General features: G+C 54.0%; 17 protein-coding genes. 10 read left to right on the top strand and 7 right to left on the bottom strand.

The genetic code is table 11. The annotated features are described in order from the left end of the window. Positions 1 to 31: 31 nt before the first annotated feature. The 3 genes from WKJ04_RS12320 to WKJ04_RS12310 form a co-directional block, all read right to left on the bottom strand. Positions 32 to 850 carry a TIGR02285 family protein gene (locus tag WKJ04_RS12320; protein ID WP_337880681.1) on the bottom strand — a complete coding sequence of 273 codons (819 nt, stop codon included), beginning with the start codon at positions 848 to 850 and terminating at the stop codon, positions 32 to 34. Positions 851 to 978: 128 nt separating this feature from the next. Then, positions 979 to 1,461, bottom strand: coding sequence for a peptidylprolyl isomerase (locus tag WKJ04_RS12315; protein WP_337880680.1), 483 nt, complete (start codon positions 1,459 to 1,461; stop codon positions 979 to 981). 48 nt (positions 1,462 to 1,509) lie between these two features. Beyond that, complete coding sequence (locus WKJ04_RS12310; protein ID WP_337880679.1) at positions 1,510 to 2,331, bottom strand: M90 family metallopeptidase; 822 nt, start codon at positions 2,329 to 2,331, stop codon at positions 1,510 to 1,512. A gap of 113 nt (positions 2,332 to 2,444) precedes the next feature. Here WKJ04_RS12310 and upp point away from each other — a divergent pair, with 113 nt between their 5' ends. Further along, entirely contained in the window at positions 2,445 to 3,095 is a 651-nt protein-coding gene (gene upp / locus WKJ04_RS12305) for a uracil phosphoribosyltransferase (RefSeq protein WP_337880678.1), read from the top strand. Here upp and torT read toward each other — a convergent pair. Both torT and WKJ04_RS12295 read right to left on the bottom strand, forming a co-directional pair. Beyond that, positions 3,038 to 4,117, bottom strand: coding sequence for a TMAO reductase system periplasmic protein TorT (gene torT / locus WKJ04_RS12300; protein WP_337880677.1), 1,080 nt, complete (start codon positions 4,115 to 4,117; stop codon positions 3,038 to 3,040). The two genes, upp and torT, sit on opposite strands and share 58 nt — an antisense overlap. A gap of 46 nt (positions 4,118 to 4,163) precedes the next feature. Beyond that, positions 4,164 to 5,435 carry a DUF3422 domain-containing protein gene (locus WKJ04_RS12295; protein WP_337880676.1) on the bottom strand — a complete coding sequence of 424 codons (1,272 nt, stop codon included), beginning with the start codon at positions 5,433 to 5,435 and terminating at the stop codon, positions 4,164 to 4,166. 227 nt (positions 5,436 to 5,662) lie between these two features. On the opposite strand from WKJ04_RS12295, the gene WKJ04_RS12290 reads away from it, so the two are divergent. Further along, positions 5,663 to 6,499, top strand: coding sequence for a DNA ligase (locus WKJ04_RS12290; RefSeq protein ID WP_337880675.1), 837 nt, complete (start codon positions 5,663 to 5,665; stop codon positions 6,497 to 6,499). Between the two features lie 59 nt (positions 6,500 to 6,558). Beyond that, on the top strand, positions 6,559 to 7,221 hold the full coding sequence (locus tag WKJ04_RS12285; protein WP_337880674.1) for a LysE family translocator: 663 nt from the start codon (positions 6,559 to 6,561) through the stop codon (positions 7,219 to 7,221). Positions 7,222 to 7,228: 7 nt separating this feature from the next. Here WKJ04_RS12285 and WKJ04_RS12280 read toward each other — a convergent pair whose 3' ends face one another. Beyond that, positions 7,229 to 8,455 (bottom strand): hypothetical protein, encoded by a 1,227-nt coding sequence (locus tag WKJ04_RS12280; RefSeq protein ID WP_337880673.1) that lies wholly within the window; start codon positions 8,453 to 8,455, stop codon positions 7,229 to 7,231. A gap of 163 nt (positions 8,456 to 8,618) precedes the next feature. Here WKJ04_RS12280 and WKJ04_RS12275 point away from each other — a divergent pair, with 163 nt between their 5' ends. From WKJ04_RS12275 to WKJ04_RS12250, 6 genes are all read left to right on the top strand, one after another. Next, complete coding sequence (locus tag WKJ04_RS12275; RefSeq protein ID WP_337880672.1) at positions 8,619 to 9,242, top strand: methylamine utilization protein; 624 nt, start codon at positions 8,619 to 8,621, stop codon at positions 9,240 to 9,242. A 39-nt stretch (positions 9,243 to 9,281) separates the two neighbouring features. Beyond that, the gene (gene tpx / locus WKJ04_RS12270) at positions 9,282 to 9,779 is read left to right on the top strand and encodes a thiol peroxidase (RefSeq protein ID WP_337880671.1); all 498 of its coding nucleotides are present in this window, start codon (positions 9,282 to 9,284) and stop codon (positions 9,777 to 9,779) included. A gap of 60 nt (positions 9,780 to 9,839) precedes the next feature. Continuing rightward, a complete protein-coding gene (locus WKJ04_RS12265) occupies positions 9,840 to 10,301 on the top strand; it encodes a GNAT family N-acetyltransferase (protein ID WP_337880670.1) in 462 nt (153 codons plus the stop codon). Between the two features lie 246 nt (positions 10,302 to 10,547). After that, complete coding sequence (locus tag WKJ04_RS12260) at positions 10,548 to 11,642, top strand: iron-sulfur cluster-binding domain-containing protein (protein WP_337880669.1); 1,095 nt, start codon at positions 10,548 to 10,550, stop codon at positions 11,640 to 11,642. Then, complete coding sequence (locus WKJ04_RS12255) at positions 11,642 to 12,736, top strand: acyl-CoA desaturase (protein WP_337880668.1); 1,095 nt, start codon at positions 11,642 to 11,644, stop codon at positions 12,734 to 12,736. The genes WKJ04_RS12260 and WKJ04_RS12255 overlap by 1 nt, the downstream gene beginning before the upstream one ends. Before the next feature lie 77 nt (positions 12,737 to 12,813). Further along, positions 12,814 to 13,644 (top strand): transporter substrate-binding domain-containing protein, encoded by an 831-nt coding sequence (locus tag WKJ04_RS12250; RefSeq protein WP_337880667.1) that lies wholly within the window; start codon positions 12,814 to 12,816, stop codon positions 13,642 to 13,644. On the opposite strand, the gene mutH is transcribed toward WKJ04_RS12250, so the two are convergent. Continuing rightward, positions 13,635 to 14,306 carry a DNA mismatch repair endonuclease MutH gene (gene mutH, locus WKJ04_RS12245; protein ID WP_337880666.1) on the bottom strand — a complete coding sequence of 224 codons (672 nt, stop codon included), beginning with the start codon at positions 14,304 to 14,306 and terminating at the stop codon, positions 13,635 to 13,637. The two genes, WKJ04_RS12250 and mutH, sit on opposite strands and share 10 nt — an antisense overlap. Before the next feature lie 367 nt (positions 14,307 to 14,673). On the opposite strand from mutH, the gene rppH reads away from it, so the two are divergent. Further along, complete coding sequence (rppH, locus tag WKJ04_RS12240; protein WP_337841150.1) at positions 14,674 to 15,177, top strand: RNA pyrophosphohydrolase; 504 nt, start codon at positions 14,674 to 14,676, stop codon at positions 15,175 to 15,177. The last annotated feature ends 1 nt before the right edge of the window (position 15,178 follow it).

Genomic DNA, 15,178 nt, shown 5'->3' with positions numbered 1-15,178 from the left:
CAGCCTTGTGCAGCTGAATTTTCCAGACTTATCAGTGCTCAATGGCGGCGGTTGGCACAGACGGGGCCAGCCAGAGTTTTTGTGCCTCTGTAAAGTCGGGGTCCTGTTTGACTTTCTGCAGTACCTGATTGATCAGCCGGACTTTTTGTTGTCCCCACTCGCTGTTGGCGCAGCCTATAGCTCCGGCAACAGGCTGTCGTAATTCTGCAATCGGCAGGTAAACCAGACCTTGGGCCATCTGCGGCGCCGTTTGCTGCAGGTAACGCAGCACCATGGGGTAATCCAGGCTGTAATCCAGTTTGCCAGACTGAATCATCTGCAGCAGCGCCACCATGCTGCCATCACCCGAGCGTATCCATGGGTCTTGCGCATACTGGTCTATCAAAGGCTGCAGACTGCCATAGCGCCGCCCGGCAGCAAGGCCCAGTTTGAAGCTGTTGCTTTTCAGTACGGCGGCCAGCGAGACCGGTGAGCCAAATTGCTGGCGCAAAAAATCGGCCAGAGCTTTTCGGGTTAAAATACCCTGCGGCGGATAATAATGGGTGGGGTTGGTAAATACAGCCGTCTTGGTTGCTTTGTCCTGATGGATCATGCAAGGGAAACACAGCTGTTGGTCTTCGTTCAGCAATTGGTGAATACGGGGTTGCGGGATGATTTGCTGTGGTTGGGCGATATCGGGTAGCTGGCGTCTGACACTGCGGACCAACGCGTCACAGAGCCCCCGTTGTTTCAAAGGCCCTTCCGTAATATGGAAAGGCGGCGCCGCATTAATGGCCCAGTTCAGCTGGTCTTTGGCTGCTGCAGAAAACGACAGGCTGCAACACATCAGCAGACAACAGAGTCTGGCCATGGCTTTCCCTTGAGTGTGAACCAGATGAAGTGAATGACTAAGTTAATAGATCATATCGGGACGGGCAATGGGGTTGCACGCATTAAAAAGCCCGCATAGCGGGCTTTAAACAACAACAGCAGACGAGATTAGTGATGGTGGTGGCCACCGACGCCATGGGCATGGCCATGTTCAATCTCTTCGGCACTGGCTTCCCGCACATCAAGCACGTCAATGTGGAAAGTCAGGGTTTTACCGGCCAACGGGTGATTGGTGTCCACTTCGGCTTTAAACATGCCCACTTTCACCACAGTGACCTGGCGCTGGCCTTCGCTGGTATTGACCACAGCGACCATACCTGGTTTCCATTTTTTAGCGCCCATCAGGTGTTTCACCTGCACAGTCTGGATCGCATCGTCACGGCGCTCGCCGTAAGCGTCGGCCGGAGCCAGGGTCACGCTGAAACTGTCGCCGGCTTTTTTGTCGGCCAGTGCATTTTCCAGACCCTGGATCAGGTTCTGGTGGCCGTGCAGGTACAGCACAGGGTCTTGTGTTTTTGAGCTTTCTAACTGACCGTTTTCATCATGAAGGGTGTAGTGAAATTGCACTACGCTGTTCTGGCTGACTTGCATCTGGGCGATCCTCGGCAAAAAAAGAGGCGCTATTATGGCCGATGGACCCTACCAGCTCAATGGATCGAGCGCATAATACTGTCTCAGCAGTTGGTAAAGCTGTGGATGCCGCACCGACAATTCCTTCGGTTGTTCGAAAAATACTTCCGAGAGCACGGCAAAAAATTCGGCCGGATTGGTGGCCGCGTACGGGTCGATAAAGGTCGTTTCACCGCGGGCCAGTTGCTGTTGCAACTGCTGCAGTTCAGCCGAAAATACATCGGTCCAGCGTTGGTAAGCGCCTACAGTGGCAAGCAGTGGCACCCCTGTGGCTGCGCCTTTTAGCTGGTCCAGCTGATGGGCAAATTCATGGATCACCAGATTATGACCATCATTGGTGACAGCGGCGGATTGCAGGGTGTCGAGCCAGGACAGCACCAACTGACCACTTTGCCAGGATTCACCAAGCCGCACCTGCGGCTCTTCACGCACCACGCCGGCGGCATCCTGTTGCTGGCTTGGCACCACAAAAGCACTGGGGTAAATCAGGATTTGCCGCAGCTTAGGGTAAAAATGTGCTGGTTTGTTCAGCAGCAACAAACAGGCCTGCGCCGCTATCGTGACCCGCATTTCGTCTGTCACCTGCAAACCATCGCAACCAACAAAGTTCTTTTCGGCGACAAAGACCTGGATCAGTTTTTTCAGCTGCAGCTGTAAATCGGCCGGTAAGGCGCGGAAATAGGGCATACGCTGTTTCAGAATTTGCCGCCAGGCATGAGGAAAAGGTTGCTGCATCAGCCGGTAACGCTGGTAGCGGCGCCAATAAGGCGGAACAAAAATAGCGGCCAGCACCGCAAGGGTTAAACTGGCAAGAACAACAAGTGCAGTCATTACAGGCTCCGTGGTTTTTACTGAAATGGCTGCAGCCAGCGACGCTTTCAAGACGGCTTGCCGGAAAGTGTGAAAAAGTTCTAGTCTGTAGTGAAGCAACCAAAGGATTGTCCATGAATATTTTTCAGTTAAATCAATCGCCTGGTCTGGTGCATCAAATCCTGTTTCAGTTGCGGGACCCACAGATCCAACAAGACAGGTTACGTTTTAAGTTCAATCTGACCCGGCTTGGTTTTTTATTGGCGGCGGAGATTGGTAAGCAATTGCCCACTACGGAACAGCAGGTACAGACAGTGCTGGGGGACACAACTATTCCGCTTCTGCAGCAGCCGCCCGTGCTGGTCACAGTGTTGCGGGCCGGGCTGGCGTTTTATCAGGGCTTTGCGGATGCGTTTGACGGGGCTGACAGTGGTTTTATCGGCGCCTACCGGGTGGAAAGTGACGGTGAAGCACTGCACATAGCGCTGAATTACCAGGCGCTGCCAAGCCTGGCTGGCCGGGATCTGATCCTGATTGATCCTATGCTGGCGACAGGTCAAAGCCTGCTGAAGGTCTGGCAGAACCTGCAGTCCTATGGGGTGCCACGTTCTGTGCATGTCGCCTGTGCCATTGCCGCACCTGAAGGCGTGGCCTTGCTGCAACAGCAGTTTCCGCCACACAGCTGGTTATGGCTTGGCGCGCTGGACCAGTGTCTGAACGACAAGGCTTACATAGTACCGGGTTTGGGCGATGCCGGTGATTTGTGTTTTGGCTGCAAGCTCTGAACCTGTTCCGTTAGCGCGGGTAACTGTTGCCGGATCATCCATTGCTGTCTGGGCGCAATAATCTGCTGCAAATCCAGCTCTTTGATGGAACTGGCCGTCAGCAGGCGGATTTGTGGGCTGACCTGTTTGGGGTAAGGACGTTGCTCCAGTGCCCGGATCGCCAAATCAACGGCGATACGGGCTTGCAGCACAGGAGAGTCGGTGGCCGCAGCCAGCAGTTGGTTGTTCTCTAACAGCTGGACGACGTCAGGGTTGGTGTAAAACGACACGATACCGGTGTGCTGTTCCGGGTGGTTTTGCAGGTATTCTGCAGCAACCGCCGCCGCTACTGCATTGGCCAGCACATAGTCCGGTTTATGCTGGCGGAACAGCTGACGCACCAGCGTTGCCTGAGAAAATTTGTCGGGGGCACCATAGCCAGCATGGATCAGGGTCCAGGGCAGGCTGTTTTCCCTGCGTTTCAGACCTTGTTCTGCATCCTGCACCCAGGCCGCCTGTGCAGGCCCAGGTAACCAGGCCAGTTGGTGTTGCGGCTGTACCTGCTGGCTAAGTAAGTAGTTCAGGCTATGGTCCACCATGTCGGCAAAAGACACCGATGAGTGGGCATCTATCCTGTCGCTGCTGATGCCATTGATCAGATCAATCAGCACCAGGCCCTGTTGTTTGGCCTGCAGCAATAAATCATTCAGACCATGGCTGGAAATGGCGCCAATAATCAGCGCATCAGCCTGTTGTGCAAGGCAGTTTTGCAGTTGCTGGCGCTGTCGGTCCAGGTGTTCATAACCACCGGCTTCGTAGATCCCTAACAATACGCCTTGCCGCTCAGCTTCCTGTTGCAGCCCCCAGGAGACCCCCCACCAGTAATGATCCTTGCCATGAGGTAACAGAGCACAGAGCCGCCAGGGGTGAGTTGCCATGGCCAGGGGCTGATAACTCTGTGGCTGGCCGTCGGCAACCACAGGTGCCGGAAACCAGTCTGAGGCCCAGAGCAGTGGGCAAAACAGTAATAACAACCAGTACATAGCGTCTCCAGTGCCAGTCACTGTCTCACTATAGAATGATTTTTGCTCAATGAGCACCGATTTGTTTTTTCAGCCGCCAGAAATACCACAACACCAACGCGATGACCAATGGAATGCTGATGGCTTCAACCCAGTCGGCAGGCCAGGCAGGCCACCAATGCAGCAGGCTCTGCTGGGCTTTATCCAATAATTGCAGCGCATAGTAGCTGATCGCCACCACAGACAGACGCTCCACTGCCGCCTGCAGCTTCAGTTGCAGCCCGACCCGCTGTTCCATTGAACTGAGCAGATTCTGGTTCTGCCGGGTCAGCCGAATGGTAATTTGGGTGCGTAATAATTCGGTACTGCGGCCCAGCCGATCCGATAATTGCTGCTGGCGGGTCAGCACGGAACGGGCAGTGCGCCAGGCCGGTGTCAGGCGCCGCTCGGTAAAATGCTGTAATGACATCAGGCCTTCCACCGGACTTTCATCCAGGCTTTTCAGCCGGTCCAGGGTTAGCTGGTAATAGGCGTGGCTTGCCTGCAAGCGGCTGGCGTTGTCAGCCTGTTGATGACCGGACTGCGCGGCCAGTTGCATCAGCTCATCCAGCAACCGGGTTTCATCGTCGGTTTTCTGTTCGATGCGACGGGTGATGTCGGCCAGTTGATGTTCCTGTTGTGCTAACTGGTACAGTGCCTGTTTACAGTAAGGCCACCCCAGCAACGCCAGTTTGCGGTAATTGCCCAAATCAAACACCTGCTGCACTGTGGCGGCTAAAGCGCCCGGGCTCAGGCCCCGGTCGAGTAATAAAATGCGACCAGCCCCTTCACTGTGTTTGCGAAAGTCTGTCCAGAGCCTGGCTTTGCCAGCCGCCAGCTCACTGCTGATCAGGTGCTGGCTGGCAAACAGACTGGCTGGGTCACGCCCTGCCAAGTCGGCTGGGCTGACAACGGTCATCAGCACCACCCGGAACACCTGACCCGGCAGTTGTGCCAGCCAGTCAGGTTCAGGCACCAGTGCCATAGGGTCAGCAAACAAAGCAGCCGTCAGGCCCGGCCGGATAAAGGTCAGGGTGGAAAATTCATTGTGACGCTCCCAGCGTAACATCAGGTCGCCCCACTGCAGATTGGCATCCTGTTCATGTTCCAGCACTTGCTGCGCCAGACGCTGTGCCAGCTGTTGCATCATCTCCAGCTCCTGGGCTCTGGAGCTGGGCGACAATGTCAGCACAAACTGGCAGAGTTGGGCCGGGCTTTGCAGTGGCGGAAAAAAACGCTGCTGCAGTTCCTGCTCCAGCGCATCCCGTAACGGGTGCTGGCGTAAATGGGTCAGACTCATACAGACCTCCTGCGGTTAGCCATAACAGCCTGAAGCAGTTTTTGTTCCGCAGGTGACTGTTTGAGGGCAGTTTATTGATTTTTATCGTAAATTTTTAAGTCAGCCTGATGTCAGCACCAGGGGGTACCTTGATACTGCACCAGCCTTGGGCGTGGTCGGGCCTTGGCAGCACAACAGCCATTGACGGCTACACTTAACGCTCACCAACGAGGCAAAGGAGTGCCATCATGTTAAAAACAGTGTTGATCTATGCAGGACCCCTGGTTGTGCCTGCCGCAATTTATGCCGAAGCCCTTCCCATGCTGCAACTGGCGACTCTGTATCAGGGCCAGACGGATCTGAGTGCGTACCTGGTCAGTCAGAAATACGATGGTATCCGGGTGTATTGGGATGGCCATAAGTTACGCAGCCGCTCGGGCAACTGGTTGGCGCTGCCAGCTGAACTGCAAGCGCAACTACCAGCCTTCCCTGTAGACGCTGAGCTCTGGCTGGGGGTGAAGCGTTTCGCAGCGCTGCAACAGCTGCTGCATCAGCCTGTGTCTGATCCGGCATTTTCTTCACTGAAACTGATGGTGTTTGATGCCCCTCAGCAGCAGGGAACTTTTGCCGAACGTCAGCTGTTTTTGCAACAGAGGCTGCAACAAACCGGGTTTGTTCAGCTGGTTCAGCAGCAGAGGGTCCGCAATGAGCAGGAGCTGCAGCACCTGTTAGCCCAGGTTGAATCGGAGGGCGGCGAAGGTCTGATGTTACACCGGCAGGATGCGCCTTATCAGCCCGGGCGGGTCAGTCATCTGCTGAAAGTCAAAAGTTATGCCGATGCGGAAGCCCGGGTAGTGGCGCATTTGCCTGGCAAAGGCCAGTTCAGTGGCGTGCTGGGGGCGCTGTTGGTGGAGCTGCCAGATGGGCGGCGCGTTAAGCTGGGCAGTGGATTCAGTCTGGCTGAGCGCAGGCAGCCTCCTGCGGTTGGCCGCTGGGTACGTTTTAAGTACCAGGGGCACACCCATAAAGGGACTCCCCGTTTTGCAGTGTTTCTGCAGACATTGGATGACAGTCAACGGCCTTAAGCTTGCCGAACTGGGCCTGCAGCGCCACAATAGCGCGTTCTGACCGGAGCCAGGTCAGCTTGGCAGCAGAGGTTGCTGTGTTCAGTGAGGACTTTATGGTCAATCTGGCATTGATGGGTGCATTTATTCCGACTTTTTTTCTGGTGTCTGTGTCACCTGGTTTATGTATGACGATGGCCATGACGGTGGGCATGAACCAGGGAGTACGCCGGGCTTTATGGATGATGGCGGGTGAGCTGCTGGGCGTAGGTTTGGTGGCGACTGCTGCCGTTTGTGGCGTGGCTGGGCTGATGCTGCAGTTCCCGCAGTGGTTTTTTTATCTGAAATGCCTGGGGGCCCTGTATCTGCTGTATGTGGCTGCGCAAATGTGGTGGGCCAAAGGCAGTTTCCGTTTACCTCAGGCTGGGGAAGGCCGCAGGTTGCTGCCCCGCACACAACTGTTCAGCCAGGGGTTTGTGACCGCTGTTTCCAATCCAAAAGGCTGGGCCTTTCATATGGCCTTGTTACCCCCTTTTATCGACCCTGCACTGGCATTCTGGCCACAACTGTTGGTATTACTGTTTATCTTGCTGACGCTGGAGTTCAGCTGCTTGCTGTTGTATGCAGCCGGTGGCCGGGTAATGGCGCGGTTTTTCCAGAATCCGGCCAAAGCGCAGTGGCTGAACCGGATCTGCGCTGTGCTGATGGCTGGTCTGGCGCTCTGGATGGTCATGGGGAATTAACCTCCCGTCAGAGTTCAAACTGATAACTCAGTACCAGCTTCAGGCTGTTCTGGCTGAACTCCACAGGCCAGCCGACCCATTGGGCTCTGTTCGGCTGTCTGCTGTGGACCTGATTGTATTCGATAGCGGTACTGAGCTGAGCGGTCAGCGGGTGAGTCAACCTGACCGTCCAGCTGTGACCGTCGCCGTTATTGTCGTCTCCCGGCGTCTGGTCACGGTCTTTGACCCAAAAGTCATCATAACGCAGGGTACCGTGCCATTGCTCTGCCTGAAAATTCAGCAGGACAAACCAGGTCTGGTAATCAGCTTTGACCATTCCGGCACCCATTTCCGTCTCGCCGCGCAGCCATTGGGCCACGACGCGCAGAGGCTCGTTCCATTGGTGCTGCAGTGCCAGATTACTGAACCTGGTGCGCCAGCCATACTGATTGGTGAACACCAGCGGATCGGCGTTATTATCGTAGTGGTACAAACGCAGTTCAGTCTGGCGGTATAACCAATGCCAGCCGAGGTAAAAACCTGTGCGGTGGTCCAGTTCCCGGGTTGGTTCGACCCAGGCCGGTTGAAGTGGCAGAGCACCCCGTGGCCCTATACTGGGGTAATACGCAAAATTAACCCGTTCGCCAAGCGCGGTCTGATAAGGATGAATGGCAAAACCCCGCCAGGCCAGCAGGCTGCCAGCCGCGTCATTGCCCTGAAACATCCCCAGAACGGCCTGATGACTGTGCTCTGTGCGAAAGAAACGACCCGGGCGGCTCAGGCTGAATTCTATGCCCCTGGCTTTGATCTCTTCGGCTATCCAGCTGTTTGCCGCGGAAAAGTAACTGCTGTAGGGGGATGTCCAGGCGACATCGGTGTTTTCCAGCGACAAAGCCGGGTAAAAATAACCGATGCGGCTGCGAAATCGATAACCTGAGCTGGGCAAGGGACTGTATTGCAGCCAGCCTTCGGTAATACCAGAACCGGCTTGAGGAGCCCTGTGCCATTGGGCATGCAGTTGGGCTGACCAGGCGCTATCGGTCTCCAGGTGTGACACCAGATAGGCGGGGCCCGCACTGAACTGGTCCTGCTGAGCCAACTGGCCAGTGCCGTGTTGCCACCAGGGCAGGGCATAGGGTTCATGATCTGGGCTGGTGCTCAGGTAAACTTCAGCGCGACCGGCCATCGTCAACTCTGCGGCCATAGCTGTGGCTGGCAATAAAAAAAGCAGGCTCGTCAGAGGCAGAACACGCATGCAGTTGTCCTTGTTTGGTTTTTATTGCAGCATAACCCGAATTTGGGGTGCAGGCAGGCAAAATTTAGTCATAGATTTCCGCAGCAAGGCCTTTTACACTGCTTACATCTGAAGGGCTTTGGCAAGCTGGCACTTAGCTCCAGCACAACAGGGATACAGCGTGATGCAAAATATGCTGCTGGTATTGGTGATGGGTCTGAGCGGCCTTTGTCAGGCGGCTGTGACTGTTCAGGTGCAGGATCAGACTGGCCAGCCGCTGGAAGACGCCGTGGTGGAGCTGGTTGCCAGCACACCGGCTGTTCAGCCTGCAACCTCAGCCGAAGTGCGGCAGCAGGATTTGACCTTTGTGCCTTTTGTTTCTGCGGTGATGCAGGGGGCGCAGGTTGATTTTCCCAATATGGATAAAACCCGTCACCATGTGTACTCCTTTTCCCCAGCCAAAGAATTTGAGCTGAAGCTATACGTGGGAAAACCCGAAGCACCAATACTGTTTGATAAAGCTGGGATTGTCGCGCTCGGCTGTAATATTCATGACTATATGCAAGCCTATATTTATGTTGGTACCAGCCCTTACCTGGCGGTGTCCGGTGCTGATGGCAAAGTGCGGCTGCAGGTCCCTGCCGGGGAGTATCAGTTGCGGCTGTGGCACCCCTGGCAAAATGCCGACTGGCAGCCCGTGTCTTTGACTCTGGCTGAAGACCAGACCCATCAGGTGAGTCTGGCGATCACCCATCAGCAAAAACCGCAAAAGCCAAAAAAAGGTTTTGGCGCTTACACTGGCTCCTGAGCCACGAATTCTTATGCCATCGCAACTTTGGAGGACTCCATGGCAACTGTAACTTTAAAAGGCAACCCGTTTCAGACTGTTGGTGAATTACCAGCAGTGGGCAGCAAGGCCCCGGATTTTGTGTTAACCGGTGCCGGGCTTGCCGACATCAAACTGACTGATTTTGCCGGTCAGCGTCTGGTACTGAACATTTTTCCCAGTGTGGATACGCCAACCTGCGCCACCTCTGTGCGTAAGTTCAATGCAGCGTTATCGAGCCTGAGTAATACCACAGTGCTTTGTGTATCGGCAGATTTGCCTTTTGCTCAGGCCCGTTTTTGTGGGGCGGAAGGTCTGGAGCAGGTGAAAAATGGCTCCAGTTTCCGCAGCAGTTTTGGCAAGGACTACGGCGTCAGTTTTGCGAATGGTCCTCTGGCGGGTTTATTGTCTCGTGCAGTGGTGGTGGTGGGTGCCGATGGAAAGGTACTTTACACAGAGCAGGTGGCTGAAACCGCAGATGAACCTTCTTACGAGCAGGCTCTGGCTGCATTAGCCTGAGCAGGGGATGAGGCTGGCTTTACCAGCCTCACGCATCACCAGGACCAGAAGAGCACTGTTATGTCCGTTGTTATTTGTCCCGCCAACCCCTTGTCTGCTGAAATACAGCAAATTTTCCGGATGTCGGAAGCTTATCTGGCGGCACTGTATCCGGCTGAAAGTAATCACATTGAAAGTGCAGAAGCACTGACCAAAGACAATGTGGTGTTTTTAGCTGTGTATCTGGATGAGCAACTGGCGGGTTGTGGGGCCGTCAAAATTCAGCACAACGATGGCCACTATGGTGAAATAAAGCGGGTGTTTGTGTTGCCACAGTTTCGTGGTCGGGGTTTATCCAAAACACTGATGCTGGAGCTGGAGCAGCAGCTGAAACAGCGAGCAGTCCCTTTGGCCCGTCTGGAGACTGGCATTTATCAGCCGGAAGCGCTGAGTTTGTACGAAAAGCTCGGTTACAGCTACAGACCGCCTTTTGCTGCCTACCAACCTGACCCTTTAAGCGTATTTATGGAAAAGGCGCTGTAAGCCGCTGAGGGGCTGTCCGCTTTGCCCGGACGTGCCGCCAGAGTTTTATCCATTCCAGATTGATCTGAAACACACTGCGAACAGATGTTCGCAGTGTGTTTTTATTTTCTCAAATAAGCTAATTAAAAAATAAATATAATTCAAAATGTTATGGTTTTAAATCTTAACTGGTCAGATCTTTATATGGAGTTTTTTCTTATTTGAGTGTACAAATGTACGCTCAAATTGCCCTAAAGAGAAAATTCCGTGCGTCGTTCTTTTGTGTTGCGCCAGTGCGCTATGTTGCTTGGGAATCAGCCGCGTTTGTCACTGGCGTTGCTGCCGTTGCTGCAATGGTTGTGGCCTGGTTACAGACCGGGTTTTTATCGCGCCCGACTGCTGTCTGTGGTGCAGGAGAGTCGCGGTAGCTACAGCCTTTGGCTGCAGCCTCCGGCCAGTTGGCCAGGTTTTGTCCCAGGCCAGTCGGTGGAACTTGGCACTGAACTGAATGGGCGCTGGCTGACGCGCCGTTTCAGCATCAGCTCGTCGTTGCAGGACTGGCAACAAAAAGGACAAATTCGACTGACCATGAAGTTGAACCCTTATGGCGTTATGACCCGGGCTTTGCCTGCACTGCTCGGTGCGCAATCCGGGCTGAGCCTGAGTATTTCCAAAGCGGAGGGGGCGTTTGTCTGGGCTGAGCCCACCCAAGCCAGCCTGATGCTGGCCGCAGGTTCCGGTATTACGCCTCTGGCGTCTATGTTGCTGAGTCAGCGCTGTTGGACCGCGCCTGCGACCTTGTTGTATTACGTGCGGGAGCGCAGTGAAGCCGCCTTGTTGGCGGAATTGGAGCAGCTTGCGGCCAGTCAGCCTTTCTTCAGTGTGCAGCTGGTGGAAACAGCCACGCAGGGGCGTTGCTCCTTTGCCAGCCTGTTGCCCGGGCAGAAACAGTTTACCCAATTGCTCAGTTGTGGGCCTTTTGGCTTTACGGAGAAGGCCCTGCAGTTTGGCGCCGCGCTTGGTCTTGAAGCCGGGCAGTGCCAGCGCGAGTTTTTTCGTCTGCCAGCGCCAGCGGAAAGTGAAAAGACCGGCAACTGGCCTGTACGGTGGCACACGGCTGAGGGTGAATGCCAAACCCTGGGGGGGGCCACAGAGCCTTTATTGCGTCAGGCCGAACAGAGCGGTCTGCAGCCGCGTTTTGGTTGTCGTATCGGGGTCTGTTACCAATGTGTCTGTCAGAAGGAGTCCGGGGTGGTGTTGAACTTGCGTACAGGACAGCTTTCCACTGCAGGGGCTGAACAAATTCAGTTGTGTGTGTCTGTGCCACAAAGCGCCCTGTCAATCCGTCTGGGAGATGCCTGATGTCTATGTCTGAAACTAAGCTGGAACAGTTGGCGTTTGAACTGAATGCTTTGAAAGCGTCCGTGATGGAGCAGGTCGGTGAGCGTGAGGCCCGTTACATCCGCCGGATGCTGTTGCTGCAGCGTCTTTGCGCTGTCAGTGGCCGGTTGCTGATGGTGTTGGGGTTTTTTACGCTCTGGTGCTGGGGCGTTGGGGTGTTGCTGCTGGCGCTGGCGAAAATTCTCGACAATATGGAAATTGGCCACAATGTGCTGCATGGGCAGTATGACTGGATGGATGATCCCGTATTGCACTCGCAGCGTTTTGAGTGGGATATAGCCTGCGACGCCGCATCCTGGCGGCGCACCCATAACTTTGAACATCACACCTACACCAACATCATAGGTAAAGACCGGGATTTTGGTTACGGCCTGTTACGGCTCAGTAATGATTTTCGCTGGCGGCTGCGTAATCTGTGGCAGCTGGTCACCTACTTTCTGTTGTCGACCTTGTTTCAGTGGGGGGTGTCCTATCATGAGCTGGCAGGCGAGCGGGTGTTTTTTGGTAAGAAAAAAGCGGAGCGTCGCAGCCAGATCAGCCACAGTGCACTGAAAAAAGCTTTTTTTGCTAAGGGAACCCGGCAGCTGTTGAAAGATTATGTGGTTTTCCCCTTGTTGTCCGGACCTATGTGGGCCTGGGTATTGCTGGGGAATCTGCTGGCCAATTTAGTGCGTAACTGGTGGACTGCTACTGTGATTTTCTGTGGTCATTTTACCGCCGACGTTCACGCATTTAAGCCAGAACAGTGTCAGGATGAAACGCAGGGGCACTGGTATTACCGGCAGATGCTGGGGTCGTCTAATTTTACCGGACCGCGCTGGTTTCATATTCTGACCGGCCATCTCAGTTGCCAGATCGAGCATCATCTGTTTCCCGATCTGCCTGCCATGCATTACCCGGCACTGGCCATTCAGGTGCAGCAGATCGCCATTCGTTATGGCATTCCGTACAACAGTGGCAGTTTTTGGCACCAGTATGGCACTGTGCTTGGCCGGATTTTGCGGTATTCCCTGCCGGGTGGCCAGAGTGCTGTGCGCTTGGGGGCTGCTGGTTAAGCGGATAAAAAAGTCAGTGATTTCAAAAGGCTCAACTAAACTTTCTGATGGATAGACAAACCGGAAAGAGGCCATTTATGAACAATTACAGGCTGATTAGTAGTGTAGTTTTTTGTGTTGTGTTTGCCGGTTGCAAGCCGGCCCAAGTCCAGACCGAAGCGCCCCCGCCAACACCAGCTGTGGCTGCAGCACCTGCAGCGCCGGAGGTCAGTTGTCAGCTGAAGGTGGGTTATGAATCCTGGGAGCCGTATCAATTCCGGGGTTACGATGAACAGGCTAATGGCCTGGATATCGATATTGTGAACGCGGTTGCCAAAGGGATGTCCTGCGAGCTGATATTCAGTCACGGTAACTGGCAACAACTGCTGGCTCAGTTCAGGCAGGGAGAGCTGGATGTGCTGCTGGGGGCTTCGAAAACACCGGCCCGCGAAGAATTTGCGTTGTTTTCCGAACCTTACCGTAACGAGCAATTCCAGTTGTTTGTCCGTAAAACCGATGCGGACAAGTTTGGCTTTGAGTCTGTGGCGCAGATGGTGGCGGCCAAACATAAAGTCGGGGTCGTCAGCGATTATTATTATGGCGATCAGGTCAGTGCGCTTTATGCGGATGAACAAATGCGTGGGCAGTTTGTCGAGTCGGCCATGAGTGAACAGAATCTGGCGTTATTGTTGGACGGACAGGTGGATGGCATGCTGGAAGACAATTTTGTCGGCAGGGCGTTGCTGCGCCGCAAGGGCCTGAGCGATGAGGTCAGTGCGCATCAGGTCAAACTGCCGGAGAGCCCCATTTATGTGATGTTTAGCAAACAAAAAGTCAGCGCTGAGCAGGTTGGGGCTTTTAATCAGCAATTGATGCAGCTCAAACAAAGTGGTCAGTACCAGCAATTGGTCGGCAAATATCAGGGCTGACCAAATTGTTGCCGCACTATGGCGGCGGTAAAGCTGGCTTTCAGATAAAAACCCCGGGGCAGGGCCAGAATGGGCTCCCCCTGGGCTCCAACCGCTTCGGTCAGTGCCTTGCTGTTAGCGGCCTTTGGCCTCAGCTGCAGGACTTTGCCATGGGCGCCACGAATATCTGCCAGGCCGCCCAGACTAATCAGCTCCATCAGCTCTTCCCAGTCCTGGCGAAGTAAACGCCATTGTTCAGCACTGGGTTGCCATAAAAACGCCGATCCAATCTGGCGCTCTGCCAGAGGAATACTGCGTTCGGCCAGCACAGGCACAAAAAGCACCCTGCTGAGTTTTTGGCATAACCAGGAATCCTCGAACTTCAGCCCTGTCACCTGGGTCAGCGGTGCCACGCAGACATAAGTGCTTTCCAGCGGTTTACCGTTCTGAGTCACCGGCAGGGTTTTCAGTTCCACCCCTAAGTGTGGGAAATCCGGTTCAGCTTTGCTGCCACTGCTGGCCCCGAGCGCCAGTTCCAATAGCTGGCCCACAGTGCCTTTATCCCGACGCAGGTCAGGTGGTAAAGGCGACTCGAGCTGAGCGGCCAACTGGCCTAATGTCAGTCCGGCTATGGCGTGGCAGCGTCTGAGTAAGTCATTCAAATCCTGGGGGGAACTGCGCATGGAAAGTCCTGTATGAGCTTTAAATAACCTTATCATTTTTAAGTAAAAATGACTGCTCAAAAAGGCATCATCTTGAGTTATTCACAGTTGTTATACTGCTGAAACACTGCACAAAGTAAGCTATCCATATGTTTTGTAATAATTTTTTATGGATTTTTTTTAAGCTTCTCTGCAGAAGGAGAAAGTTATACCAGAACAAAATTCAACTTACTCACAGGGTTGTGAACAGGTGCTGTGTAGAAGTGCACAGGTGAAGGTTTTTGTAGTGTGGAATTGTGGATAACCTGGTGCAAAAATACAGTTTGCCGATCTGAGGACTTTATGAAAGAATCGATGAACATCAGCTGTAGCTTAGCTTGAGGTTTGTGTGATCGACGCGGAAGGCTTTAGAGCCAACGTCGGCATCGTTATTTACAATCACCAGGGACAGGTGTTTTGGGCTCGCAGATACGGTCAGCATTCCTGGCAATATCCACAGGGTGGTATAGACGACGGTGAAACCCCGGAACAAGCGATGTTTCGGGAATTGAATGAAGAAGTGGGACTACGTCCCCAGGACGTGGAAATTATCGCAGTCACCAAACACTGGCTGCGTTACAAACTGCCGAAACGCTTAATTCGCCGTGACAGCAATCCTGTGTGTATAGGACAGAAGCAGAAATGGTTTTTACTGCGTCTGACCTGCAAAGATGAAGATGTGGATCTGAAAAAAACTTCGCATCCGGAATTCGATGACTGGCGCTGGGTCAGTTACTGGTATCCGGTGCGGCAAGTCGTTGCGTTTAAACGTGAGGTTTATCGCAAAGTGATGAAAGAGTTTGCCCCTATAGCGTTGCCGTCCATGAAAAAGGAAGTAAAAAAGCGGGTTTAAT

Source organism: Rheinheimera sp., from assembly GCF_037442345.1.
GTDB lineage: Bacteria > Pseudomonadota > Gammaproteobacteria > Enterobacterales > Alteromonadaceae > Pararheinheimera.
This window is presented reverse-complemented; position numbering and strand designations above follow the sequence as displayed.